The organism is Streptomyces sp. NPDC090077 (assembly GCF_044747545.1).
Taxonomy (GTDB): Bacteria; Actinomycetota; Actinomycetes; order Streptomycetales; family Streptomycetaceae; genus Streptomyces.
In genome coordinates, this window is the sequence record NZ_JBIVEG010000012.1 from 151,649 (window position 1) to 172,889 (window position 21,241).

Here is a 21,241-nt window from a genome sequence, read left to right on the forward strand (position 1 = left end):
CCCCCTCAGCGCTTGCGCTCGACCCTGCGTTCGTCCCAGACGGGCTCCTGAGTTTCCCTCACGACCCCGTCCGAACCGAAGACCAGATAACGGTCAAAGGTGCGGGCGAACCAGCGGTCGTGCGTCACGCACAGCACGGTCCCCTCGTACGACTCCAGGCCGTCCTGCAGCGCCTCCGCCGACTCCAGGTCCAGGTTGTCCGTCGGCTCGTCCAGCAGCAGCGCCGTCGTCCCCGCCAGCTCCAGCAGCAGGATCTGGAAGCGCGCCTGCTGGCCGCCCGAGAGCTTCTCGAACTTCTGCTCCGCCTGGCGCTCCAGCTCGTACCGGCGCAGCACCGCCATCGCCGGGCCGAGCGGCTTCGCCGCCTCCGTCCACAGGATGTCCACGAGCGTGCGCCCGAACAGCTCCGGGTGCGCGTGGGTCTGCGCGAAATGGCCGGGAAGCACCCGCGCGCCCAGCTTCCAGTCACCGGTGTGCTTGACGTCCTCACCCGCCAGCAGCCGCAGGAAGTGCGACTTGCCGGACCCGTTCGAGCCGAGCACCGCGACCCGCTCCCCGTAGAAGACCTCCAGCGAGAAGGGCTTCATCAGCCCCGTCAGCTCCAGGTTCTCCACGGTCAGCGCGCGCACGCCCGTCCGGCCGCCCTTGAGCCGCATCGTGATCTCCTGCTCGCGCGGCGGCTCCGGCGGCGGGCCCGCCTCCTCGAACTTCTGGAAGCGGGTCTGCATCGCCCGGTACCGCGAGGCCATGTCCGGGCTGCTCGCGGCCTGGTTGCGCAGCCGCAGCACCAGGGCCTTCAGGCGGGCGTGCTCCTCGTCCCAGCGGCGCTTGAGCTCCTCGAAGCGGGCGAAGCGCTCCTTGCGGGCCTGGTGGTAGGTGTCGAAGCCCGCGCCGTGCACCCAGACGTCCGTACCCGTCGGGCTCGGCTCCAGGCTGATGATCTTCTCGGCGGCCCGGGACAGCAGCTCCCGGTCGTGCGACACGAACAGCACCGTCTTGCGGGTGGCCTTCAGCTGCTCCTCCAGCCACCGCTTGCCCGGGACGTCGAGGTAGTTGTCCGGCTCGTCGAGCAGCAGCACCTCGTCCGGCCCGCGCAGCAGCGCCTCCAGCACCAGCCGCTTCTGCTCACCGCCCGACAGCGTCCGCACCTCGCGGTACTGGGCCCGGTCGAAGGGGATGTCCAGCGCGGCCGTGGTGCACACGTCCCACAGGGTCTCCGCCTCGTAGCCCTGGACGTCGGCCCAGTCGCTGAGCGCCTGCGCGTACGCCATCTGCGCGGCCTCGTCGTCGACCGTGAGGATCAGGTGCTCGGCGCGGTCCACGGCCTTCGCCGCTTCCCGGATCCGCGGCTGCGCCACCGAGACCAGCAGGTCCCGTACGGTCGTCTCGTCCCGGACCGAGCCCACGAACTGCGACATCACCCCGAGGCCGCCGCTGATGGCGACCCCGCCGCCGTGCGGCTGGAGCTCGCCCGAGATGAGCTTGAGCAGGGTGGTCTTGCCGGCGCCGTTCGCCCCGACCAGGCTCACCACCGACCCCTCCCCCACGCGGAAGGAGACGTCGGGGAGCAGGACCCGCCCGTCGGGAAGGTAGTACTCCAGGTGGCTGGCTTCGAGATGTCCCATGCCGGGCATTCTCCCGGCCCGCACGGTCGCCGCCCAAATGCTTTGTGCCGGGTCCCGGGCTCCGGCGCCGATGGACACCGACACCCCCCGGCGTGACGATGGGAGGACCGACCTCACATCCTCGAGGAACGGGGGCTCCCATGACTTCCCGCGCTCGACTGCGGCCGCTCCGGCGCGGGGCGGCGACGGGAGGGATGGCCTGCGGCCTGGCCCTCGTGCTCTTCTGCCCGCCCGCCCGGGCGGATATCGCCGCCACGCTGCTGCGCCTGGAGCTCGACGCGCCCGAGATCACCGTCGCCTTCCGTGACCAGACGTCCTGGGCGGTGCGCCACTCGCTGATCCTCACCCCACAGAGCAACAACGGCGGCAAGGTCCTCGTCGTGACCTGGGACGGGGCGTCGGTACCGGGTGAGGGACGGGTGCTCACGGACACCGTCAACGCCCACATCCTGCCGGGCATCGACTACTGCGGGGTCATCGAGACCATCCTGAGCTCGCAGAAGGGCACGACCCGGGAGGACGACTCCCCGGTCGTCAACAAGTACACGTCCAACCAGATCTGCACCAAGGCGTCCAAGGAACCCGGATCCAACCCCGCCGACGTCTCCGTCGGCTCCATCGACGGCGAGGCCGCCCCACCCCCGGGCACGAACCGCAACTACTGGATCCACTACGCGAACAACGGCACCACCGAGGCCAAGGACGTCACCCTCCAGGTGCAGGCCACCGGCACCATGACCATGCGCCGCCCGCCGGACTCCGGCACCTTCCACGGGTTCCAGTGCGCGGCATCCGGCTCCGGCTACCGCTGCACCGGCGGGACCCTGCCCGCCGGCGCCAAGGGGCAGATCCCCTTCCTCGGCCGGGTCACCACGGCCGGTCCCGGCGCCATCCACGTCACCATCGGCGCGCCGGGCGAGACCAACCCCACCAACAACGCGCAGACCCTCGGGATCCTGTCGGCCTCCTGACCGGCCCGCCTGGGGTCAGCAGCCCGCGCAGCCCCCGGCCCCCGGCAGGGTGCGCATGTTCCGCGCCTCCTTGCTGCGGGCGGCCAGCAGCTCGTCCGCCGGGTAGCCGACCTCCTCCAGGGTCAGGCCGTGCGGCTTGACCACGTGGACCGAGGAGTCCCGTACGGCGGCCGCCAGCACCTGTCCGGGCCACTCGACCGGACGGTGCCCGTCGCCGACGTGGAGCAGGGCCCCGACCAGCGAGCGGACCATGTTGTGGCAGAACGCGTCCGCGCGGACCGTCGCCGTGATGACGCCGTCCTCCCCGCGCTCCCAGCTGAGCTGCTGGAGCGTGCGGATGGTGGTGGCGCCCTCGCGCTTCTTGCAGTACGCGGCGAAGTCGTGCTCGCCGACCAGGGCGGCGGCCGCCTCGTTCATGGCGTCCACGTCCAGCGGCCACTGGTGCCACAGCACGTGCCCGCGGCGCAGCGGGTCCACGCCCGCCTGGTGGTCGCCGACGCGGTACGCGTAGCGGCGCCAGATGGCGGAGAAACGCGCGTTGAAACCCTCGGGGGCCTCGGCGGCCTTCCACACCCGGATGTCGTGCGGCAGCCGGCCCGCGAGGCGGCGCAGCAGCTTGTCGTGGTGCTCGGCCCAGACCTCCTCGGCCAGGTCGAACTGGGCGACCTGCCCGCGCGCGTGCACCCCGGCGTCGGTGCGTCCGGCCACGGTCAGCTCGACCGGCTCCTTGAGCCGCATCACGGTCTGGAGGGCGCTCTCCAGCTCGCCCTGGACGGTCCGCAGCGTGCGCTGCTTCGCCCAGCCGGAGAAGTCCTTGCCGTCGTAGCTCAGGTCCAGCCGTACCCGGACGTGCCCGGGCTCCACCTCGTCACTCACGTGACAGATCCTCTCAGAAGCACAGCAATGCAGAACGGGCCCGCCCCCCGGAAGGGGCGGGCCCGTTCAGAGCCGATCAAGCAAGCTCGATCCCGGGACGGGATCAGGCCTCCTTGGTCTCCTCGGCGGCGGGAGCCTCGGCCACGGCCTCGGCGTCCTTCGCGGCGCGCTTGGTGGCGGCCTCGGCCTCACCGGTGGCCTGCTGGGCCACGGTCAGGGCCTCGACCAGCTCGATCACGGCCATCGGGGCGTTGTCGCCACGACGGTTGCCGATCTTGGTGATGCGGGTGTAACCACCGGGGCGGTTCTCGTAGCGCGGGGCGATCTCGGTGAAGAGCGTGTGCACGATGCTCTTGTCCGTGATCGTCTGCAGCACCAGGCGACGGTTGTGGATGTCGCCCTTCTTGGCCTTGGTGACCAGACGCTCGGCGTAGGGACGCAGGCGGCGGGCCTTGGCCTCGGTGGTGGTGATGCGGCCGTGCTCGAAGAGGGCCTTCGCGAGGTTCGCGAGGAGGTGCTTCTCGTGCGCGGCGGAGCCGCCCAGGCGGGCACCCTTTGCGGGACGCGGCATTGTTACTCCTTCATATCTGCACCGGCCGTGTCAGGTACCGGTGTCAGTTCCCTCAAGCGGTCGCGAGAGGGTGGGTGCGGGGGGCGCGAGCCCCCCGCAAGCTTTCTCAGTACTGCTCGGTCTCGACGAAACCGGCGTCCGCGTCGTCGTCGGCGCCGAAGGCGTCGGCGGCGGCGGTCGGGTCGAATCCGGGCGGGCTGTCCTTGAGGGCCAGGCCCATGCCGGCCAGCTTCGCCTTGACCTCGTCGATCGACTTCGCACCGAAGTTGCGGATGTCGAGCAGGTCGGCCTCGGAGCGGGCGACGAGCTCACCCACGGAGTGGATGCCCTCGCGCTTGAGGCAGTTGTACGACCGAACGGTGAGCTCCAGCTCCTCGATCGGCAGCGCCAGGTCGGCGGCCAGGGCGGCGTCCGTCGGGGACGGGCCCATGTCGATGCCCTCGGCGTCGATGTTGAGCTCGCGGGCCAGACCGAACAGCTCGACCAGGGTCTTGCCGGCGGACGCCATGGCGTCGCGCGGGCGCATGGCCTGCTTGGTCTCGACGTCGACGATCAGCTTGTCGAAGTCGGTGCGCTGCTCGACTCGGGTCGCCTCGACCTTGTAGGTGACCTTGAGGACCGGGCTGTAGATGGAGTCGACCGGGATGCGGCCGATCTCCTGGCCCAGCTGCTTGTTCTGGACGGCGGAGACGTAGCCGCGACCGCGCTCGACGGTCAGCTCCATCTCCAGCTTGCCCTTGCCGTTGAGCGTGGCGAGGACCAGGTCCGGGTTGTGCACCTCGACACCGGCCGGGGGCGCGATGTCGGCAGCGGTGACCAGGCCGGGACCCTGCTTGCGCAGGTACATCACGACCGGCTCGTCGTGCTCCGAGGAGACGACCAGCTGCTTGATGTTGAGGATGATGTCCGTGACGTCTTCCTTGACGCCCGGCACGGTGGTGAACTCGTGCAGGACGCCGTCCACGCGGATGCTGGTGACAGCGGCACCCGGGATGGAGGACAGGAGGGTACGGCGCAGGGAGTTGCCGAGGGTGTAGCCGAAGCCCGGCTCCAGCGGCTCGATCACGAACCGCGAGCGGTACTCGTCGACGACCTCTTCGGTCAGCGAAGGACGCTGAGCGATAAGCATGTCTGTGTTCCTTCAGTCGTGGACGCCCACTATTTGACGCCCTACGGGTAAAGCCAGGTACAGCAAGGGTACGGGCGGTACGTCCCCCCGAAGGGTTTCGTACCGCCCGGACACTCAAAGACGCACAGGCGTCGCTGCGTCAGACGCGGCGGCGCTTCGGCGGGCGGCAGCCGTTGTGCGGGGTGGGGGTGACGTCCTGGATCGAGCCGACCTCGAGGCCGGTGGCCTGGAGGGAGCGGATCGCGGTCTCACGGCCGGAGCCGGGACCCTTGACGAAGACGTCGACCTTGCGCATGCCGTGCTCCTGCGCGCGGCGGGCGGCCGACTCGGCGGCCATCTGCGCGGCGAAGGGGGTGGACTTGCGCGAGCCCTTGAAGCCGACGTGGCCGGCGGAGGCCCAGGAGATCACGTTGCCGGACGGGTCCGTGATCGAAACGATGGTGTTGTTGAACGTGCTCTTGATGTGGGCGTGCCCGTGAGCGACGTTCTTCTTTTCCTTGCGGCGCACCTTCTTGGCAGCGCCCTGACGACCCTTGGGGGGCATCTCTTACTCCTACGGGAGGTGGTCGGTCCTACAGCGCAAGACCGCTGAACAGGACTACTTCTTGCCCGGCTTCTTCTTACCGGCGATCGCGCGACGCGGGCCCTTGCGGGTACGCGCGTTCGTGCTGGTGCGCTGACCGTGCACGGGCAGGCCACGACGGTGGCGGATGCCCTGGTAGCACTGGATCTCGATCTTGCGGCGGATGTCGCCCTGGATCTCGCGGCGGAGGTCACCCTCGGTACGGAGGTTGGCGTCCACGTACTCGCGGATCTTGACGAGGTCCTCTTCGGCCAGGTCACGAACGCGGGTGTTCGGGTTCACGCCGGTGGAGGCGAGGATCTCCTTGGACCGGGTGCGCCCGATACCGAAGACGTAGGTGAGTGCGATCTCCACACGCTTTTCGCGCGGGATGTCAACACCGGAAACGCGTGCCATTCAATGGCTCCTGTGTGTTCGGGGGTCTGCAGCAGAACCGCTCCCGACCGCCGACCGCCCGGATGGGCGATGGTACGTCCGGGTCCCCGGCCCCCGCCGGAGGTGCCGCCGGCCCGTGAGGGCTGGGCGGGCTCTGCTTATGTACGTTTTCTTACGTCGCGCGAAGAACTGCGTAGTGCAGGTCGGTCGGCGTGCGTCAGCCCTGGCGCTGCTTGTGGCGCAGGTTGTCGCAGATGACCATGACCCGGCCGTGACGGCGGATCACCTTGCACTTGTCGCAGATCTTCTTGACGCTCGGCTTGACCTTCATGTTGGTGAGGTTCTCCGGGTCAGTGCCACCACCCGCACCGGGACGGATGCCCAGGCAGGAGTGAGGACAAGATCTACTTGTATCGGTAGACGATCCGGCCACGCGTCAGGTCGTACGGAGACAGCTCCACAACGACCCGGTCATCGGGGAGGATGCGGATGTAGTGCATACGCATCTTGCCGCTGATGTGCGCGAGGACCTTGTGACCGTTCTGGAGTTCCACCTTGAACATGGCGTTCGGGAGGGACTCGATCACGGTGCCCTCGATCTCGATGGCACCTTGCTTCTTGGCCACGCTTCGCCTTTCGAATCGGCTACCTTGATCGGCGCTGTGCCCCATGCAGGGCATGGAAATGCACGTGAGCCGACGAGTCAGTCTACGTCAGGGCACCCAGAAAGACGAATCCGGAAAGTTTGCCCACGAGTCTAGATCATTAAGCGACGACTACCCGAGCGGGTCCGGGGCCGTCGTGATGCCGTACTCCGCCAGCTTGGCCTTGCCGCAGTCCGGGCTGGTCAGGACGATCGGGCCGGCCTCGGTCAGGGCGACCGAGTGCTCCCAGTGCGAGGACCAGGTGCCGTCCGTGGTGATGACCGTCCAGTCGTCCGAGAGGACCTCCGTCTGGGCGGTGCCCAGGGAGACCATCGGCTCGATCGCCAGGCACAGGCCCGGGACCAGCTTGATGCCCTTGCCCCGCTTGCGCGAGACGTAGTTCAGCAAGTGCGGGTCCATGTGCATCTCGGAGCCGATGCCGTGGCCGCCGTAGTCCTCGATGATCCCGAACTTGCCGAGGCTGTGCTCACCGGTCGAAGGCCGCGGCTGGCGCTTGATGTAGCCCTCGATCGCCTTCGAGATGTCCACCAGGCGGTTGCCGAGCTTCATGGTCGCGATGCCGGCCCACATCGACTCCTCGGTGACCCGGGAGAGCTCGACCAGCTCCGGAGCGTGACCGGTGCCCACGAAGGCCGTGTAGGCCGCGTCCCCGTGCCAGCCGTCCACGATCGCGCCGGCGTCGATGGAGATGACGTCGCCGTCCTTCAGGACCGTCTTGTCGTCCGGGATGCCGTGGACGACGACCTCGTTCACCGAGGTGCAGATGGTCGCGGGGAAGCCGCCGTACCCGAGGAAGTTCGACTTCGCACCGGCGTCGGCGATCACCTTCCGGGCCACCATGTCGAGGTCGCGCGTCGTGGAGCCCGGCACGGCCGCCTCACGGGTCGCCGCGTGGATCGCGGCGACGACCAGCCCTGCCTCCCGCATCTTCGCGATCTGCTCGGGGGTCTTCAGCTGAACCATTGAAACGGGCCTTCCACCTTCGAATACGGGTCATCTCAACAGTACGGCCGCGATGCCCCAAGGACACCGCGGCCGTACTGTCGGTCACGAACTGAGTGACTACTTCTTCAGGGCGTCCATCGCCCGCTTGGTGATCTCGTGCACCTCGCCGAGGGCGGAGATGGTCACCAGCAGGCCCTGGGCCTTGTAGTAGTCGATGATCGGCTCGGTCTGCGTGTGGTAGACCTCCAGCCGGTTGCGGACCGTCGACTCGGAGTCGTCGTCGCGCTGGTAGAGCTCGCCGCCGCACTTGTCGCAGACGCCCTCGGTCGCCGGCGCCGCGTAGATCACGTGGAAGACGTGCGCGGAGTCCTTGCGGCAGATGCGCCGGCCGGCGATCCGCTTCACGACCTCGTCCTCCTCGACCTCCAGGTCGAGGATGGCGTCGAGCTTCATGCCCGCTTCCTTGAGCATGGCGTCGAGCGCCTCGGCCTGGGCCACGTTGCGCGGGAAGCCGTCGAGCAGGAAGCCGCCCTTGGCGTCGGGCTGCTCCATCCGGTCCTTGGCCATGCCGATGGTGATCTCGTCCGGGACGAGCTCACCGGCGTCCATGAACGCCTTCGCGCGCAGACCCAGCTCCGTGTTCTGGCTGATGTTGGCGCGGAAGAGGTCGCCCGTGGAGATGTGCGGGATCGACAGGTTCTTGGCAAGGAACGCGGCCTGCGTTCCCTTGCCCGCACCGGGAGGCCCGACGAGGACGATTCGCATCAGCGGAGGAACCCTTCGTAGTTGCGCTGCTGGAGCTGGCTCTCGATCTGCTTCACGGTTTCCAGACCCACACCCACGATGATGAGGATGCTCGTCCCGCCGAACGGGAAGTTCTGGTTCGCTCCGAAGCCGGCCAACGCCATTGTCGGCACAAGAGCGATCAGACCCAGGTACAGCGACCCCGGCCAAGTGATCCGGTTGAGTACGTAGCTCAGGTACTCGGCGGTGGGCCGGCCGGCGCGGATGCCCGGGATGAACCCACCATACTTCTTCATGTTGTCCGCAACTTCCTCGGGGTTGAACGAGATCGCCACGTAGAAGAACGCGAAGAAAACGATCAGGAGGAAGTAGGCGGCGATGTAGTACGGGTGGTCGCCCTTGACGAAGTGCTTCTGGATCCAGGTCGCCCAGCCGGCCGTCGAGCCGCTGAACTGCACGATCAGCGCCGGGATGTACAGCAGCGACGAGGCGAAGATGACCGGGATGACACCGGCCTGGTTCACCTTGAGCGGGATGTAGGTGGACGTACCGCCGTAGGCACGGCGGCCGATCATGCGCTTCGCGTACTGGACCGGGATCCGGCGCTGCGCCTGTTCGACGAAGACGACCAGGGCGACCATCGCGAGGCCCACCAGGATGACGACCGCGAACTCCACCCAGCCATCAGCGATCTTGCCCTGGAGCTTGATGGTCCAGAGGGCGCCGACGAAGCCGGCCGCGATCGAGATGAACATCAGGATGGACATGCCGTTGCCGATGCCGCGGTCGGTGATGAGCTCACCGAGCCACATGACGACACAGGTACCGGCGGTCATGGTGAGCACCATGACGATGGTGGTGAAGATCGACTGGTTCGGGACGATCTCGCGGGCGACCGGGCAGGTGCCGAACAGGGCGCCGGTACGCGCGGTGGCGACCAGGCCGGTGCCCTGCAGGATCGCGAGCGCGACCGTCAGATAGCGCGTGTACTGGGTGATCTTCGCCGTGCCGGACTGGCCCTCTTTCTTGAGGTTCTCCAGCTTCGGGATGACCACGGTCAGCAGCTGCAGGATGATGCTCGCCGTGATGTACGGCATGATGCCGAGCGCGAAGATCGTGATCTGCAGCAGCGCACCGCCACTGAACATGTTGACCAGACCGAAGAGGCTGTTGCTGCTCCCCATCTGGTCCACGCAGATCTGGACGTTCTTGTAGCTCACGCCGGGTACCGGGATGTGGGACCCGAGCCGATACAGCACGATGATGCCGAGTGTGAAGAGCAGCTTCTTGCGCAGGTCGGGCGTCTTGAACGCCCGGGCGAACGCGGTGAGCACGGTGCCTCCTGCGACCCCCGCGCTACTGCGTCAGAGGTGACGGTCTGAAGGATCGACGAATACGTACAAGCAAAGGTGCACGCCACCTTACCGGCGAGTGCACCCCCCGTGGAACGACCAACCGGGGATGCCCCTTTTGTGAGGCATCCCCGGTCGGGTTTCTAGCTATTTGTCACAAGAGTTTCGTCTTAGACGAGCTCGGTGACGGTGCCGCCGGCGGCGGCAATCTTCTCCTTGGCGGAGGCGGAGACGGCGTCAACCGAAACCGTCAGCGCCACGGAGATCTCGCCCTGGCCCAGGACCTTGACGAGGCTGTTCTTGCGAACCGCGCCCTTGGCGACCAGGTCGGCCACCGTGACCTCTCCACCCTCGGGGTAGAGGGCACCGAGCTTGTCCAGGTTGACCACCTGGAACTCGGTGCGGAACGGGTTCTTGAAGCCCTTCAGCTTCGGCAGGCGCATGTGGAGGGGCATCTGCCCACCCTCGAAGCGCTGCGGAACCTGGTAGCGGGCCTTCGTGCCCTTGGTACCACGACCAGCCGTCTTACCCTTCGACGCCTCACCGCGACCCACACGGGTCTTCGCGGTCTTGGCGCCGGGGGCCGGACGGAGGTTGTGGGCCTTCAGCGGGTTGGTCTCAGCCATTAGTCAACCTCCTCAACCGTCACGAGGTGGCGGACGGTGTGCACCATGCCGCGGAACTCGGGGCGGTCCTCCTTGACGACCACGTCGTTCAGGCGCTTGAGCCCGAGCGAACGAAGGGTGTCGCGGTGGTTCTGCTTGCTGCCGATGTACGACTTCGTCTGCGTGATCTTGAGGCGGGCCATTAGACACCCGCCCCAGCGCGCGCACGAAGCAGGGCCGCGGGGGCGACGTCCTCGAGCGGCAGACCACGGCGAGCCGCGATCTCCTCGGGACGCTGCAGACCCTTGAGGGCCTCCACGGTCGCGTGCACGATGTTGATCGCGTTGTCGGAGCCGAGCGACTTCGACAGGATGTCGTGAACGCCGGCGCACTCCAGAACGGCGCGCACCGGGCCACCGGCGATAACACCGGTACCGGGGGAAGCAGGCTTCAGCAGGACAACGCCGGCCGCCTTCTCGCCCTGGATCGGGTGCGGGATGGTGCCCTGGATGCGGGGAACCTTGAAGAAGTTCTTCTTGGCTTCCTCGACGCCCTTGGCGATGGCCGCGGGAACTTCCTTGGCCTTGCCGTAACCGACACCTACGGTGCCGTCACCGTCACCCACCACGACGAGCGCGGTGAAGCTGAAGCGACGACCACCCTTGACAACCTTGGCGACACGGTTGATCGCGACAACGCGCTCAACGTAAGCGGTCTTCTCGGCGGCAGCGCCACCGTCGCGACCCTTCCGGTCCCGCCGCTCGCCGCCACCGGCACCGCTGCCGCGGCGCTGGGGTCCAGCCATTGGATTACCTCTCTCTGTTACGTCCGTGAGTCCCGGAACCGGGGCTTAGAACTTCAGCCCGGCTTCGCGGGCGGCGTCAGCCAGAGCGGCAATGCGCCCGGCGTATCGGTTGCCACCGCGGTCAAAGACGACGGTCTCGACACCCGCGGCCTTGGCACGCTCGGCGACGAGCGCGCCGACGGCCTGGGCCTGAGTGCTCTTGTCGCCTTCGCCACCGCGGATCGAAGCGTCCAGGGTCGACGCCGACGCAAGGGTGTGACCCTTGAGGTCGTCGATGACCTGAGCAACGATGTTGCGGTTCGAACGCGTCACGACGAGGCGCGGACGCTCCGCCGTACCCGAGACGTTCTTGCGGATGCGGATGTGGCGGCGAGCCTTGGCAGCGCGCTTGTACGCGTCGCCCTTGGCGATCTTCACACCGTATGCCATGGCTACTTACCAGCCTTTCCGACCTTGCGGCGGATGACCTCGCCGGCGTACTTGACACCCTTGGCCTTGTACGGGTCGGGCTTCCGCAGCTTGCGGATGTTGGCGGCGACCTCGCCGACCTTCTGCTTGTCGATGCCCTCGACCGAGAACTTGGTCGGGGACTCGACCTTGAACGAGATGCCGTCGGGCGCCGTGACCAGGATCGGGTGGCTGTAGCCGAGCTGGAACTCCAGGTCGGAGCCCTTCGCGGCCACGCGGTAACCGACACCGCTGATCTCGAGGGCCTTGGCGTATCCCTGGGTCACGCCGGTGATCATGTTCGCCACCAGCGTGCGGGACAGGCCGTGCAGGGCCTTGTTCTGACGCTCGTCGTTCGGACGGGTGACGTTGAGAACGCCGTCCTCACCCTTGACGATCTCGATCGGCGCGGCGACGGTGTGGGTGAGCAGACCCTTGGGGCCCTTCACCGCAACCGTGCGGCCATCGATGGTGACGTCCACACCGGCGGGAACCTGGATGGGGAGCTTGCCGATTCGCGACATTGCTTTTCCTCCGTTCCCGACTACCAGACGTAGGCGAGGACTTCCCCACCTACGCCCTTCTTGCCTGCCTGCTGGCCGGTCAGGAGACCGTGCGACGTGGAGATGATCGCCACGCCGAGGCCGCCGAGGACCTTGGGCAGGTTGGTGGACTTCGCGTACACGCGCAGACCGGGCTTCGAGATCCGCTTGATGCCCGCGATGGAGCGCTCACGGTTCGGCCCGAACTTCAGCTCGAGGACGAGGTTCTTGCCGACCTCGGCGTCCTCGACCTTCCAGCCGGTGATGAAACCCTCCTGCTTGAGGATCTCCGCGATGTGCGACTTGATCTTGCTGTGCGGCATCACGACGGTGTCGTGGTACGCCGAGTTAGCGTTACGCAGACGGGTCAGCATGTCTGCGATGGGGTCAGTCATGGTCATGAAGTGGCCTTCGGCCTCTCTCGCCGGGGTTTCCTGTATGCGCCATCCCTCTCCCCGCTCAGAGGCGGGACGGGTGCGGTGCGGGGACCTACGGCGTAGTAAGTCGTTATGGGCGGCGGACGCCCAACCACACAAGCCTAAGGCATGCGCGGCCGGGCATCCGCCGACCAGATGCTTACCGAGAGCCTCTGGAACTCCCCAAGTCCTTACGGACGAGAGGGAATTACCAGGAGCTCTTGGTCACGCCCGGCAGCTCGCCACGGTGAGCCATCTCACGAAGGCACACGCGGCACAGGCCGAACTTGCGGTACACGGAGTGGGGGCGACCGCAGCGCTGGCAGCGGGTGTACGCACGCACACCGAACTTGGGCTTGCGGGCAGCCTTCGCGATGAGAGCCTTCTTCGCCATCTCGCTTACGCCTCCTTGAAGGGGAAGCCGAGGTGACGAAGGAGCGCGCGGCCCTCAGCGTCGTTGGTCGCCGTGGTGACCACGGTGATGTCCATACCCCGGGTACGGTCGATCTTGTCCTGGTCGATCTCGTGGAACATGACCTGCTCCGTGAGACCGAAGGTGTAGTTGCCACGGCCGTCGAACTGCTTCGGCGACAGACCACGGAAGTCACGGATACGCGGCAGCGCGAGCGACAGCGTACGGTCCAGGAACTCCCACATGCGGTCACCACGGAGGGTGACGTGGCAGCCGATCGGCTGACCCTCACGCAGCTTGAACTGCGCGATGGACTTGCGGGCCTTCGTGACGGCCGGCTTCTGACCGGTGATCGTCGTCAGGTCGCGGATGGCACCGTCGATCAGCTTCGAGTCACGGGCGGCGTCGCCGACACCCATGTTCACGACGATCTTGACGAGGCCGGGGATCTGCATGACGTTCTCGTAGGAGAACTCCTCACGCAGCTTGCCCGCGATGTCCTCGCGGTACTTCGTCTTGAGACGCGGAGTGGTAGCCATCAGATGTCCTCACCCGTGCGCTTGGCAACGCGGATCTTGTTGCCCTCGTCGTCGAAGCGGAAACCGACGCGGGTGACGACCTTCTTGCCGTCCTTCTCCACAACCAGCTGAACGTTGCTGACGTGGACCGGGGCCTCGGTGATCACGATGCCGCCGGCCTGGTTCTGGCCAGCCTTGGTGTGCTTCTTGACCCGGTTGACACCCTCGACGAGGACGCGGGACTCGGTCGGGAAGGCCGCGATGACCTTGCCCTGCTTGCCCTTGTCCTTACCGGTGATGACCTGGACCAGGTCGCCCTTCTTGATCTTCATGCTTACAGCACCTCCGGCGCGAGCGAGATGATCTTCATGAACTTCTTCTCGCGCAGCTCACGGCCGACGGGGCCGAAGATACGGGTGCCGCGAGGGTCGCCGTCGTTCTTCAGAATGACGGCGGCGTTCTCGTCGAAGCGGATGTACGAGCCGTCCTGGCGGCGGCGCTCCTTGACGGTGCGAACGATGACCGCCTTGACGACGTCACCCTTCTTCACGTTGCCACCGGGGATCGCATCCTTGACGGTGGCGACGATGACGTCACCGATGCCCGCGTAGCGGCGACCGGAACCACCGAGAACACGGATGCAAAGGATCTCCTTGGCACCAGTGTTGTCGGCGACACGCAGTCGCGACTCCTGCTGGATCACGTCTATCTCCTGTTTGTCTGCCGGTTCCCGGCCGGGGCTTCACTGGGAAGCCCCGACCGAGCCTGGCGGAACTGACCTGAGGGAAACCCCTCAGGCTGAACTTTTGGATTTCCCTTGCGGGAAAGTCCTTACTTGGCCTTCTCGAGGATCTCGACGATGCGCCAGCGCTTGCTCGCCGACAGCGGACGCGTCTCCATGATGAGGACGCGGTCGCCGACGCCGGCAGCGTTCTGCTCGTCGTGCGCCTTGAGCTTGTTCGTACGGCGGATGACCTTGCCGTACAGCGCGTGCTTCACGCGGTCCTCGACGGCGACGACGACGGTCTTGTCCATCTTGTCGCTGACGACCAGACCCTCACGGGTCTTGCGGAAACCGCGCTCGGTCTTCTCAGTCACGTTGTTCTCGCTCATCAGGCGTTCTCCACCGTCTCGATACCGAGCTCACGCTCGTGCATCAGGGTGTAGATGCGAGCGATGTCCTTACGGACGGACTTGAGCCGGCCGTTGTTCTCCAGCTGGCCGGTGGCCGCCTGGAAACGGAGCTTGAACAGCTCCTCCTTGGCCTCGCGCAGCTTGGCAACGAGCTCCTCGTTGCCGAGCTCGCGGAGCTCGGACGCCTTGGTTCCCGTCGCCATCACGACTCACCTGCCTCGCGCTTGACGATGCGGCACTTCATCGGCAGCTTGTGGGCCGCACGAGTGAGAGCCTCACGCGCAATCTTTTCGTTCGGGTAGGACAGCTCGAACATGACCCGGCCCGGGTGCACGTTCGCGATCCACCACTCCGGGGAACCCTTACCGGAACCCATGCGGGTCTCGGCAGGCTTCTTCGTCAGCGGGCGGTCCGGGTAGATGTTGATCCAGACCTTGCCGCCACGCTTGATGTGGCGGGTCATCGCGATACGAGCCGCCTCGATCTGGCGGTTCGTCACGTAGGCGGGGGTGAGCGCCTGGATGCCGTACTCGCCGAACGAGACCTCAGTACCGCCCTTGGCCATACCGCTGCGCTTCGGGTGGTGCTGCTTGCGGTGCTTGACCCTACGAGGGATCAGCATGTCGGTCAGGCCTCCGTTCCGGTGCTCTCAGCCGGAGCGGCGGCGGGAGCGTCGGCCTTGGGGGCCTCGGCACCAGCAGCCTGCTGCGGCTTGCGGCCACCACGGCCGCCGCGCTCGCCACCACGGCCACCACGGCCGGCGGGACGGTCGCCAGCGCCGGCGCCACGGGCCGGGCGGTTACCCGCACGGGCCGCAGCGTTCTCGGCGCGAACCTCGGCGATGTTCTTGACGTCGCCCTTGTAGATCCAGACCTTCACGCCGATACGGCCGAAGGTGGTCTTGGCCTCGAAGAAGCCGTAGTCCACGTTCGCGCGCAGCGTGTGCAGCGGCACACGACCCTCGCGGTAGAACTCGGAGCGGGACATCTCGGCGCCGCCGAGACGGCCGCCACACTGGATCTTGATGCCCTTGGCGCCGGCCTTCATGGTGCCCTGCATGCTCTTGCGCATGGCACGACGGAAGGAGACGCGGGAGGAGAGCTGCTCGGCAACGGCCTGGGCAACGAGCTGAGCGTCGAGCTCGGGGTTCTTGACCTCGAGGATGTTCAGCTGGACCTGCTTGCCCGTGAGCTTCTCGAGGTCACCGCGGATGCGGTCGGCCTCGGCGCCACGGCGGCCGATGACGATGCCGGGACGGGCGGTGTGGATGTCCACACGCACGCGGTCACGGGTGCGCTCGATCTCAACCTTCGAGATGCCGGCGCGCTCCATGCCGGACGTCATCATCCGACGGATGGCGACGTCTTCCTTGACGTAGTCCTTGTACAGCTTGTCGGCGTACCAGCGGGACTTGAAGTCCGTGGTGATGCCGAGTCGGAACCCGTGCGGGTTTACCTTCTGGCCCATTACCGGGAACCTTCCTTGCTGCTGACGACCACGGTGATGTGGCTGGTCCGCTTGCGGATCCGGTAGGCACGGCCCTGGGCACGCGGACGGAACCGCTTCAGGGTCGGGCCCTCGTCCACGTACGCCTCGCTGATGACCAGCGTGGAGGCGTCCGGGTGGTTGTAGTTGTGCGCGGCGTTGGCAATGGCGCTGTCCAGCACCTTGCCGACCGGCACGCTCGCGGCCTGCGGGGCGAAACGCAGGACCGCCTGAGCCTCCGTGGCATCCATGCCACGGATGAGGTCCACCACTCGGCGGGCCTTCATGGGCGTGACGCGGATGTACCGCGCCTGGGCCCTGGCTTCCATGGTTGTCCCTTCGGTGTTAGTCATAGTCGTAACCACCCCGCGATTAGCGGCGCTTCGACTTCCGGTCGTCCTTGACGTGGCCGCGGAAGGTGCGAGTCGGCGAGAACTCGCCGAGCTTGTGGCCGACCATCGACTCGGTGACGAACACCGGGACGTGGGTCTTGCCGTTGTGCACCGCGATCGTGTGACCCAGCATGCTGGGGATGATCATCGAGCGACGGGACCAGGTCTTGATGACGTTCTTGGTGCCGGCTTCGTTCTGGGCGTCCACCTTCTTTACGAGGTGGTCGTCGACGAAGGGCCCCTTCTTGAGACTGCGCGGCATCTAAACCCGCTCCTAGCGCTTCTTGTTCGTCTTGCGGCGGCGGACGATGTACTTGCTCGAAGCCTTCTTCGGCGAGCGAGTACGACCCTCCTTCTGACCCCACGGGGAGACCGGGTGGCGACCACCGCTGGTCTTGCCCTCACCACCACCGTGCGGGTGGTCAACCGGGTTCATCGCGACACCGCGGACGGTCGGGCGAACGCCCTTCCAGCGCATGCGGCCGGCCTTGCCCCAGTTGATGTTCGACTGCTCGGCGTTGCCGACCTCGCCGACCGTGGCGCGGCAGCGCGCGTCGACGAGACGGATCTCACCGGACGGCATGCGGAGGTGGGCCATCACGCCCTCCTTCGCGAGCAGCTGCACGGAGGCACCGGCGGAACGCGCGAACTTGGCGCCGCCACCGGGGCGGAGCTCGATCGCGTGGATCGTGGTACCGACCGGGATGTTGCGGAGCGCGAGGTTGTTGCCCGGCTTGATGTCGGCCGTGGGGCCGTTCTCGATCCGGTCACCCTGCTGCAGACCGCGCGGCGCGATGATGTAGCGCTTCTCGCCGTCGGCGTAGTGCAGCAGCGCGATGCGCGCGGTGCGGTTGGGGTCGTACTCGATGTGCGCGACCTTGGCCGGCACGCCGTCCTTGTCGTGACGACGGAAGTCGATCACGCGGTAGGCGCGCTTGTGTCCGCCACCCTGGTGGCGAACGGTCACACGACCGGTGTTGTTACGGCCGCCCTTGCTGTGCAGGGGGCGGACCAGCGACTTCTCCGGCGTGGACCGCGTGATCTCGACAAAGTCGGCGACGCTGGAGCCACGACGGCCCGGGGTCGTCGGCTTGTACTTGCGGATACCCATTTCTCAGTCCTCGTCCGATTCCGGACGACTAGACCTCCGTTAGGAGGCCTGGCCGCCGAAGATGTCGATACGGTTGCCCTCGGCAAGGGTCACGATGGCGCGCTTGGTGTTGGCGCGCTTGCCGAAACCGGTCTTGGTGCGCTTGCGCTTACCCTGACGGTTGATCGTGTTGACCCCGGTGACCTTGACCGAGAAGACCGCCTCGACGGCCTGCTTGATCTGGGTCTTGTTGGCGCCGGGCGCGACGATGAACGTGTACTTGTTCTCGTCCAGCAGCGCGTAGCTCTTCTCCGAGACGACCGGCTTGATCAGCAGGTCGCGCGGGTCGGTGAAGGTCTTGCTGGTAACGGTCGCCTCAGACATCAGGCCTCGTTCCCTTCGGTCTCATCGGCCTTGGGGCCAGACACGAAGGACTCGAGCGCGGCCTGGGTGAAGACCACGTCGTCAGAGACGATCACGTCGTACGTGTTCAGCTGGCCCGGCTCCAGGATGTGAACCTGGGGCAGGTTGCGGGCGGACAGCCACGCCAGCTCGTCAGAGCGCTCGGCGACCAGGAGCAGGTTCTTGCGCTCCGAGATCTTGCCGAACAGCGTCTTGGCGGCCTTGGTGGAGGCGGAACCCTCGACCACGCCGGTGACGACGTGGATGCGGGAGTGACGCGCACGGTCCGAGAGGGCACCGCGGAGGGCGGCGGCCTTCATCTTCTTGGGGGTCCGCTGCGAGTAGTCACGCGGCTGCGGGCCGTGGACGACGCCACCGCCGGCGAACTGCGGAGCGCGGGTCGAACCCTGACGGGCGCGGCCGGTGCCCTTCTGGCGGTAAGGCTTCTTGCCACCACCACGGACTTCGCCACGGGTCTTGGTCTTGTGCGTGCCCTGACGGGCAGCAGCCAGCTGCGCGACGACGACCTGGTGGATCAGCGGAACGCTGGTCTTCGCGTCGAAGATCTCCGCGGGGAGCTCGACGGTACCGGCCTTGTCGCCTGCCGGCGAAAGGATGTCAATGGTGCTCATTACCTCAAGCCCCCTTGGCCGCGGTACGGACCAGGACGAGGCCGCCGTTCGGACCGGGGACCGCACCCTTGATGAGGAGCAGACCCTTCTCCGCGTCAACCGCGTGGATGGTCAGGTTCTGGGTGGTGACGCGCTCGTTACCCATGCGACCGGCCATGCGCATGCCCTTGAAGACACGCCCAGGGGTGGCGCAGCCACCGATCGAACCGGGGGAGCGGTGCTTGCGCTGCACACCGTGACCGGCGCCGAGGCCCCGGAAGTTGTGCCGCTTCATGACACCGGCGAAGCCCTTGCCCTTGCTGTTGCCCGTGACGTCAACCTTGACGCCGGACTCGAACACCTCGGCAGTGATCTCCTGGCCGAGCGTGTACTCGCTGGCGTCGGAGGTGCGGAGCTCCACCAGGTGGCGGCGGGGGGTCACGTCGGCCTTGGCGAAGTGGCCCTTGAGGGGCTTGTTCACCTTGCGCGGGTCGATCTCGCCGAAGGCGATCTGGACCGACTCGTAGCCGTCGATGTCGTTCGTACGGACCTGGGTCACGACGCAGGGTCCGGCCTTGACGACGGTCACCGGGACGACACGGTTGTTCTCGTCCCAGACCTGGGTCATGCCGAGCTTCTCGCCCAGGACGCCCTTGATCTGCTTTGCCATCTTCTCGACGCCTCTCAGAGCTTGATCTCGATGTCAACGCCGGCCGGAAGGTCCAGGCGCATCAGCGAGTCAACGGTCTTGGGCGTCGGGTCGAGGATGTCGATCAGGCGCTTGTGCGTGCGCATCTCGAAGTGCTCGCGCGAGTCCTTGTACTTGTGCGGCGACTTGATGACGCAGTACACGTTCTTCTCAGTGGGCAGCGGCACCGGGCCCGCGACCGACGCACCAGTGCGGGTCACCGTCTCGACGATCTTCTTCGCCGAGGAGTCGATGACCTCGTGGTCGTAGGCCTTGAGCCGGATGCGGATCTTCTGTCCCGCCATGGCTACTCCGTAGTCCTGTCTGTGTGTGGAAACGCTCTGGCTCCCGGGAGGCTGCGGAACGGGGTTCCGCGGCTTCTCTCCGACCCACGCGGTCGGGCGTGTCGCACACCCTCTACAGAAAATTCCCATACGGAAATTCCCTCGTCCAAGGGGATGCGGTCCCTGACCGCGCTTCGGGGGAGAAACACCCACCGAGTGCCTGGTGGGCACCGTGCTGACACTTCCCAGAAGATTCCCGTACGTCCGTCCTCATTGCTGCCCCGAAAGGCAGATTAAGGACGACGAGTACTGTGGGACTCGCTTCCGGTCCTCCCGGCGGGAGGCGCGCAGCATCGGTACTCAGCCGAGCAACTTGAGTAGTCTGCCATACGAGACGCGTACCTGGCCAATCGGGCCGAAGAGAATACCCCGCCGCGCGGACACGTCAAACCGCGCCACACCCTCCGCCCGACGGGGGTTCTCGCAGGCCGGACCGCTGATCAGGTCCGGGACACGGTCCCGCAGCCGTCCTGCCCCTCGACCCTGATGCCCCTGCTCCGGTCGTACGGGTCCACCGGCGGCCCGGAGGGTACCGTTCCGCCGTCGTCGGGGTCCGAGAAGAACGACGGGTGCAGCCGGCCGTCGAAGCGGTCGCAGGAGCTGTTGGCCACGTCCCGGTCGACCTGGAAGAGCCACAGCCTGCCGGGGGTGCCCTCCCACCGGTCCGGGTCCGCGATGGAGAAGGTGAGCTCGCGGCGGACGATGGTCCGCGCGACGTCCTCCGGGTTCCCGCCGGCCCTCGTGAACGGGTAGACGAAGGAGTAGTCCGCCCGGACGTGGGCCTGCCCCGGCTGCTCGCCGGCCTCCACCCACATCCGGCCCCGGACCTTGACCACGTCGCCCGCGGGCTTGAGCTCGGCGGGGTCGTACCGGGTGAACCAGTCCAGCGGGTCCTGGTCCCGGCCCGGCCGCTCGAAGGCCTTCGCCATCGCCGTCCGGGTCTTCTCGTCCTTCGGGTCCAGCAGGGCCATCGCCGCCTCCGGGCGCTCCCCCCGCAGGGTGGCCGGATCCAGGTTGGCCCCGACGAGGAACTGCTTCGCCTTCGCCAGCGCCTCGGCCACCGCCTCCTTGGACATGCCGCCGACGGCCGTCGCCTCCGGCACCTCGATCCCGGCGGCGCCGTCGGCCCACTGGGCGGCCGGCGAGCCCCGGAAGGGCTCCTTCGGGGTCGGGCGGTCCGGGTACGCGGCCTCCGGGGCCGCGGTCGGACGTACCGACTCGGCAGGCAGCGGCGGGGCCTCGGCGGCCGTCCTGCGGGCCTCCGCCTCCCCCGTCACCCGGTCGATGAGGAGTTCCGGCCGTACGACGACCAGCGCGGCCGCCCCGAGGGCGACGAGCACCGCCGCGGTCTTCAGCCGCCGCCGGCCCCGGCCGCGGCCCTCCATCTCCCGCCACGCCGGCCCGGTCCGCCACCCCTGCGGCTCGTCGTGTCTGCCGCCGCCCTGCTGCCCCATCCGCTTCCCACCCTGTCGATCGCCCGTTCGTACTGGTGCGGAGCCTCTCACAGGGGCTTT

Annotated in this window: 34 protein-coding genes; 1 reads left to right on the forward strand and 33 read right to left on the reverse strand. The window is 67.2% G+C overall.

Annotated elements, in window-relative coordinates; translation table 11 throughout:
- Window positions 1–5 precede the first annotated feature (5 nt).
- Complete coding sequence (locus tag ACIPW5_RS21295) at window positions 6–1,634, reverse strand: ABC-F family ATP-binding cassette domain-containing protein (protein WP_401247048.1); 1,629 nt, start codon at window positions 1,632–1,634, stop codon at window positions 6–8.
- 131 nt (window positions 1,635–1,765) lie between these two features.
- Here ACIPW5_RS21295 and ACIPW5_RS21300 point away from each other — a divergent pair, with 131 nt between their 5' ends.
- Window positions 1,766–2,596, forward strand: coding sequence for a hypothetical protein (locus tag ACIPW5_RS21300; RefSeq protein WP_401247050.1), 831 nt, complete (start codon window positions 1,766–1,768; stop codon window positions 2,594–2,596).
- 15 nt (window positions 2,597–2,611) lie between these two features.
- Here the strand turns inward: ACIPW5_RS21300 and truA are convergent, their stop codons facing one another.
- The 32 genes from truA to ACIPW5_RS21460 form a co-directional block, all read right to left on the reverse strand.
- Complete coding sequence (gene truA / locus ACIPW5_RS21305; RefSeq protein ID WP_401247052.1) at window positions 2,612–3,472, reverse strand: tRNA pseudouridine(38-40) synthase TruA; 861 nt, start codon at window positions 3,470–3,472, stop codon at window positions 2,612–2,614.
- A gap of 103 nt (window positions 3,473–3,575) precedes the next feature.
- Window positions 3,576–4,043, reverse strand: a complete 468-nt coding sequence (gene rplQ / locus ACIPW5_RS21310) for a 50S ribosomal protein L17 (RefSeq protein ID WP_030298228.1) — start codon at window positions 4,041–4,043, stop codon at window positions 3,576–3,578.
- Window positions 4,044–4,149: 106 nt separating this feature from the next.
- Window positions 4,150–5,172 carry a DNA-directed RNA polymerase subunit alpha gene (locus ACIPW5_RS21315; RefSeq protein WP_007265920.1) on the reverse strand — a complete coding sequence of 341 codons (1,023 nt, stop codon included), beginning with the start codon at window positions 5,170–5,172 and terminating at the stop codon, window positions 4,150–4,152.
- A 139-nt stretch (window positions 5,173–5,311) separates the two neighbouring features.
- Entirely contained in the window at window positions 5,312–5,716 is a 405-nt protein-coding gene (rpsK, locus tag ACIPW5_RS21320) for a 30S ribosomal protein S11 (protein ID WP_003956432.1), read from the reverse strand.
- 54 nt (window positions 5,717–5,770) lie between these two features.
- Window positions 5,771–6,151 carry a 30S ribosomal protein S13 gene (gene rpsM, locus ACIPW5_RS21325; protein WP_007265919.1) on the reverse strand — a complete coding sequence of 127 codons (381 nt, stop codon included), beginning with the start codon at window positions 6,149–6,151 and terminating at the stop codon, window positions 5,771–5,773.
- A gap of 196 nt (window positions 6,152–6,347) precedes the next feature.
- Window positions 6,348–6,461, reverse strand: coding sequence for a 50S ribosomal protein L36 (gene rpmJ, locus ACIPW5_RS21330; protein ID WP_003956441.1), 114 nt, complete (start codon window positions 6,459–6,461; stop codon window positions 6,348–6,350).
- Window positions 6,462–6,534: 73 nt separating this feature from the next.
- Window positions 6,535–6,756, reverse strand: coding sequence for a translation initiation factor IF-1 (gene infA / locus ACIPW5_RS21335; protein ID WP_003956442.1), 222 nt, complete (start codon window positions 6,754–6,756; stop codon window positions 6,535–6,537).
- 150 nt (window positions 6,757–6,906) lie between these two features.
- Entirely contained in the window at window positions 6,907–7,758 is an 852-nt protein-coding gene (gene map, locus ACIPW5_RS21340) for a type I methionyl aminopeptidase (protein WP_401247056.1), read from the reverse strand.
- A 99-nt stretch (window positions 7,759–7,857) separates the two neighbouring features.
- A complete protein-coding gene (locus tag ACIPW5_RS21345) occupies window positions 7,858–8,505 on the reverse strand; it encodes an adenylate kinase (protein ID WP_401247058.1) in 648 nt (215 codons plus the stop codon).
- Window positions 8,505–9,818, reverse strand: coding sequence for a preprotein translocase subunit SecY (gene secY, locus ACIPW5_RS21350; protein WP_401247061.1), 1,314 nt, complete (start codon window positions 9,816–9,818; stop codon window positions 8,505–8,507). The genes ACIPW5_RS21345 and secY overlap by 1 nt, the downstream gene beginning before the upstream one ends.
- 188 nt (window positions 9,819–10,006) lie before the next feature.
- Window positions 10,007–10,462, reverse strand: a complete 456-nt coding sequence (gene rplO / locus ACIPW5_RS21355; RefSeq protein ID WP_401247064.1) for a 50S ribosomal protein L15 — start codon at window positions 10,460–10,462, stop codon at window positions 10,007–10,009.
- A complete protein-coding gene (gene rpmD / locus ACIPW5_RS21360) occupies window positions 10,462–10,644 on the reverse strand; it encodes a 50S ribosomal protein L30 (protein ID WP_005313525.1) in 183 nt (60 codons plus the stop codon). Before rpmD ends, rplO begins: the two co-directional genes overlap by 1 nt.
- Window positions 10,644–11,246, reverse strand: a complete 603-nt coding sequence (rpsE, locus tag ACIPW5_RS21365; protein WP_007265914.1) for a 30S ribosomal protein S5 — start codon at window positions 11,244–11,246, stop codon at window positions 10,644–10,646. The genes rpmD and rpsE overlap by 1 nt, the downstream gene beginning before the upstream one ends.
- A gap of 45 nt (window positions 11,247–11,291) precedes the next feature.
- A complete protein-coding gene (rplR, locus tag ACIPW5_RS21370) occupies window positions 11,292–11,675 on the reverse strand; it encodes a 50S ribosomal protein L18 (RefSeq protein ID WP_401247066.1) in 384 nt (127 codons plus the stop codon).
- A 2-nt stretch (window positions 11,676–11,677) separates the two neighbouring features.
- Window positions 11,678–12,217, reverse strand: coding sequence for a 50S ribosomal protein L6 (gene rplF / locus ACIPW5_RS21375; RefSeq protein WP_007265912.1), 540 nt, complete (start codon window positions 12,215–12,217; stop codon window positions 11,678–11,680).
- 20 nt (window positions 12,218–12,237) lie between these two features.
- Window positions 12,238–12,636, reverse strand: coding sequence for a 30S ribosomal protein S8 (gene rpsH / locus ACIPW5_RS21380; protein WP_007265911.1), 399 nt, complete (start codon window positions 12,634–12,636; stop codon window positions 12,238–12,240).
- A gap of 223 nt (window positions 12,637–12,859) precedes the next feature.
- On the reverse strand, window positions 12,860–13,045 hold the full coding sequence (locus ACIPW5_RS21385) for a type Z 30S ribosomal protein S14 (RefSeq protein WP_003956452.1): 186 nt from the start codon (window positions 13,043–13,045) through the stop codon (window positions 12,860–12,862).
- 5 nt (window positions 13,046–13,050) lie between these two features.
- A complete protein-coding gene (rplE, locus tag ACIPW5_RS21390; protein ID WP_030154702.1) occupies window positions 13,051–13,602 on the reverse strand; it encodes a 50S ribosomal protein L5 in 552 nt (183 codons plus the stop codon).
- Entirely contained in the window at window positions 13,602–13,913 is a 312-nt protein-coding gene (gene rplX / locus ACIPW5_RS21395) for a 50S ribosomal protein L24 (protein ID WP_007265909.1), read from the reverse strand. Before rplX ends, rplE begins: the two co-directional genes overlap by 1 nt.
- A 2-nt stretch (window positions 13,914–13,915) precedes the next feature.
- Complete coding sequence (gene rplN, locus ACIPW5_RS21400; RefSeq protein ID WP_003956455.1) at window positions 13,916–14,284, reverse strand: 50S ribosomal protein L14; 369 nt, start codon at window positions 14,282–14,284, stop codon at window positions 13,916–13,918.
- Between the two features lie 128 nt (window positions 14,285–14,412).
- Entirely contained in the window at window positions 14,413–14,694 is a 282-nt protein-coding gene (gene rpsQ, locus ACIPW5_RS21405; protein ID WP_030008467.1) for a 30S ribosomal protein S17, read from the reverse strand.
- Window positions 14,694–14,918, reverse strand: a complete 225-nt coding sequence (gene rpmC / locus ACIPW5_RS21410; protein ID WP_007265907.1) for a 50S ribosomal protein L29 — start codon at window positions 14,916–14,918, stop codon at window positions 14,694–14,696. The genes rpsQ and rpmC overlap by 1 nt, the downstream gene beginning before the upstream one ends.
- Window positions 14,918–15,337 carry a 50S ribosomal protein L16 gene (gene rplP / locus ACIPW5_RS21415; RefSeq protein WP_007265906.1) on the reverse strand — a complete coding sequence of 140 codons (420 nt, stop codon included), beginning with the start codon at window positions 15,335–15,337 and terminating at the stop codon, window positions 14,918–14,920. Before rplP ends, rpmC begins: the two co-directional genes overlap by 1 nt.
- A 5-nt stretch (window positions 15,338–15,342) precedes the next feature.
- Window positions 15,343–16,182 (reverse strand): 30S ribosomal protein S3, encoded by an 840-nt coding sequence (rpsC, locus tag ACIPW5_RS21420; protein WP_007265905.1) that lies wholly within the window; start codon window positions 16,180–16,182, stop codon window positions 15,343–15,345.
- Window positions 16,182–16,529, reverse strand: a complete 348-nt coding sequence (rplV, locus tag ACIPW5_RS21425) for a 50S ribosomal protein L22 (protein ID WP_007265904.1) — start codon at window positions 16,527–16,529, stop codon at window positions 16,182–16,184. Before rplV ends, rpsC begins: the two co-directional genes overlap by 1 nt.
- A gap of 43 nt (window positions 16,530–16,572) precedes the next feature.
- The gene (gene rpsS, locus ACIPW5_RS21430) at window positions 16,573–16,854 is read right to left on the reverse strand and encodes a 30S ribosomal protein S19 (RefSeq protein ID WP_007265903.1); all 282 of its coding nucleotides are present in this window, start codon (window positions 16,852–16,854) and stop codon (window positions 16,573–16,575) included.
- A 12-nt stretch (window positions 16,855–16,866) separates the two neighbouring features.
- Window positions 16,867–17,703, reverse strand: coding sequence for a 50S ribosomal protein L2 (gene rplB, locus ACIPW5_RS21435; protein WP_007265902.1), 837 nt, complete (start codon window positions 17,701–17,703; stop codon window positions 16,867–16,869).
- 39 nt (window positions 17,704–17,742) lie between these two features.
- Entirely contained in the window at window positions 17,743–18,066 is a 324-nt protein-coding gene (gene rplW / locus ACIPW5_RS21440) for a 50S ribosomal protein L23 (RefSeq protein ID WP_007265901.1), read from the reverse strand.
- Complete coding sequence (gene rplD / locus ACIPW5_RS21445; RefSeq protein ID WP_401247073.1) at window positions 18,066–18,716, reverse strand: 50S ribosomal protein L4; 651 nt, start codon at window positions 18,714–18,716, stop codon at window positions 18,066–18,068. Before rplD ends, rplW begins: the two co-directional genes overlap by 1 nt.
- Window positions 18,717–18,720: 4 nt before the next feature.
- Window positions 18,721–19,365: a 50S ribosomal protein L3 gene (gene rplC / locus ACIPW5_RS21450; protein WP_007265899.1), complete on the reverse strand. Its 645-nt coding sequence runs from the start codon at window positions 19,363–19,365 to the stop codon at window positions 18,721–18,723.
- A 14-nt stretch (window positions 19,366–19,379) separates the two neighbouring features.
- Complete coding sequence (gene rpsJ, locus ACIPW5_RS21455) at window positions 19,380–19,688, reverse strand: 30S ribosomal protein S10 (RefSeq protein WP_003948644.1); 309 nt, start codon at window positions 19,686–19,688, stop codon at window positions 19,380–19,382.
- 479 nt (window positions 19,689–20,167) lie between these two features.
- Window positions 20,168–21,181: a hypothetical protein gene (locus ACIPW5_RS21460; RefSeq protein WP_401247075.1), complete on the reverse strand. Its 1,014-nt coding sequence runs from the start codon at window positions 21,179–21,181 to the stop codon at window positions 20,168–20,170.
- Between the last annotated feature and the right edge of the window lie 60 nt (window positions 21,182–21,241).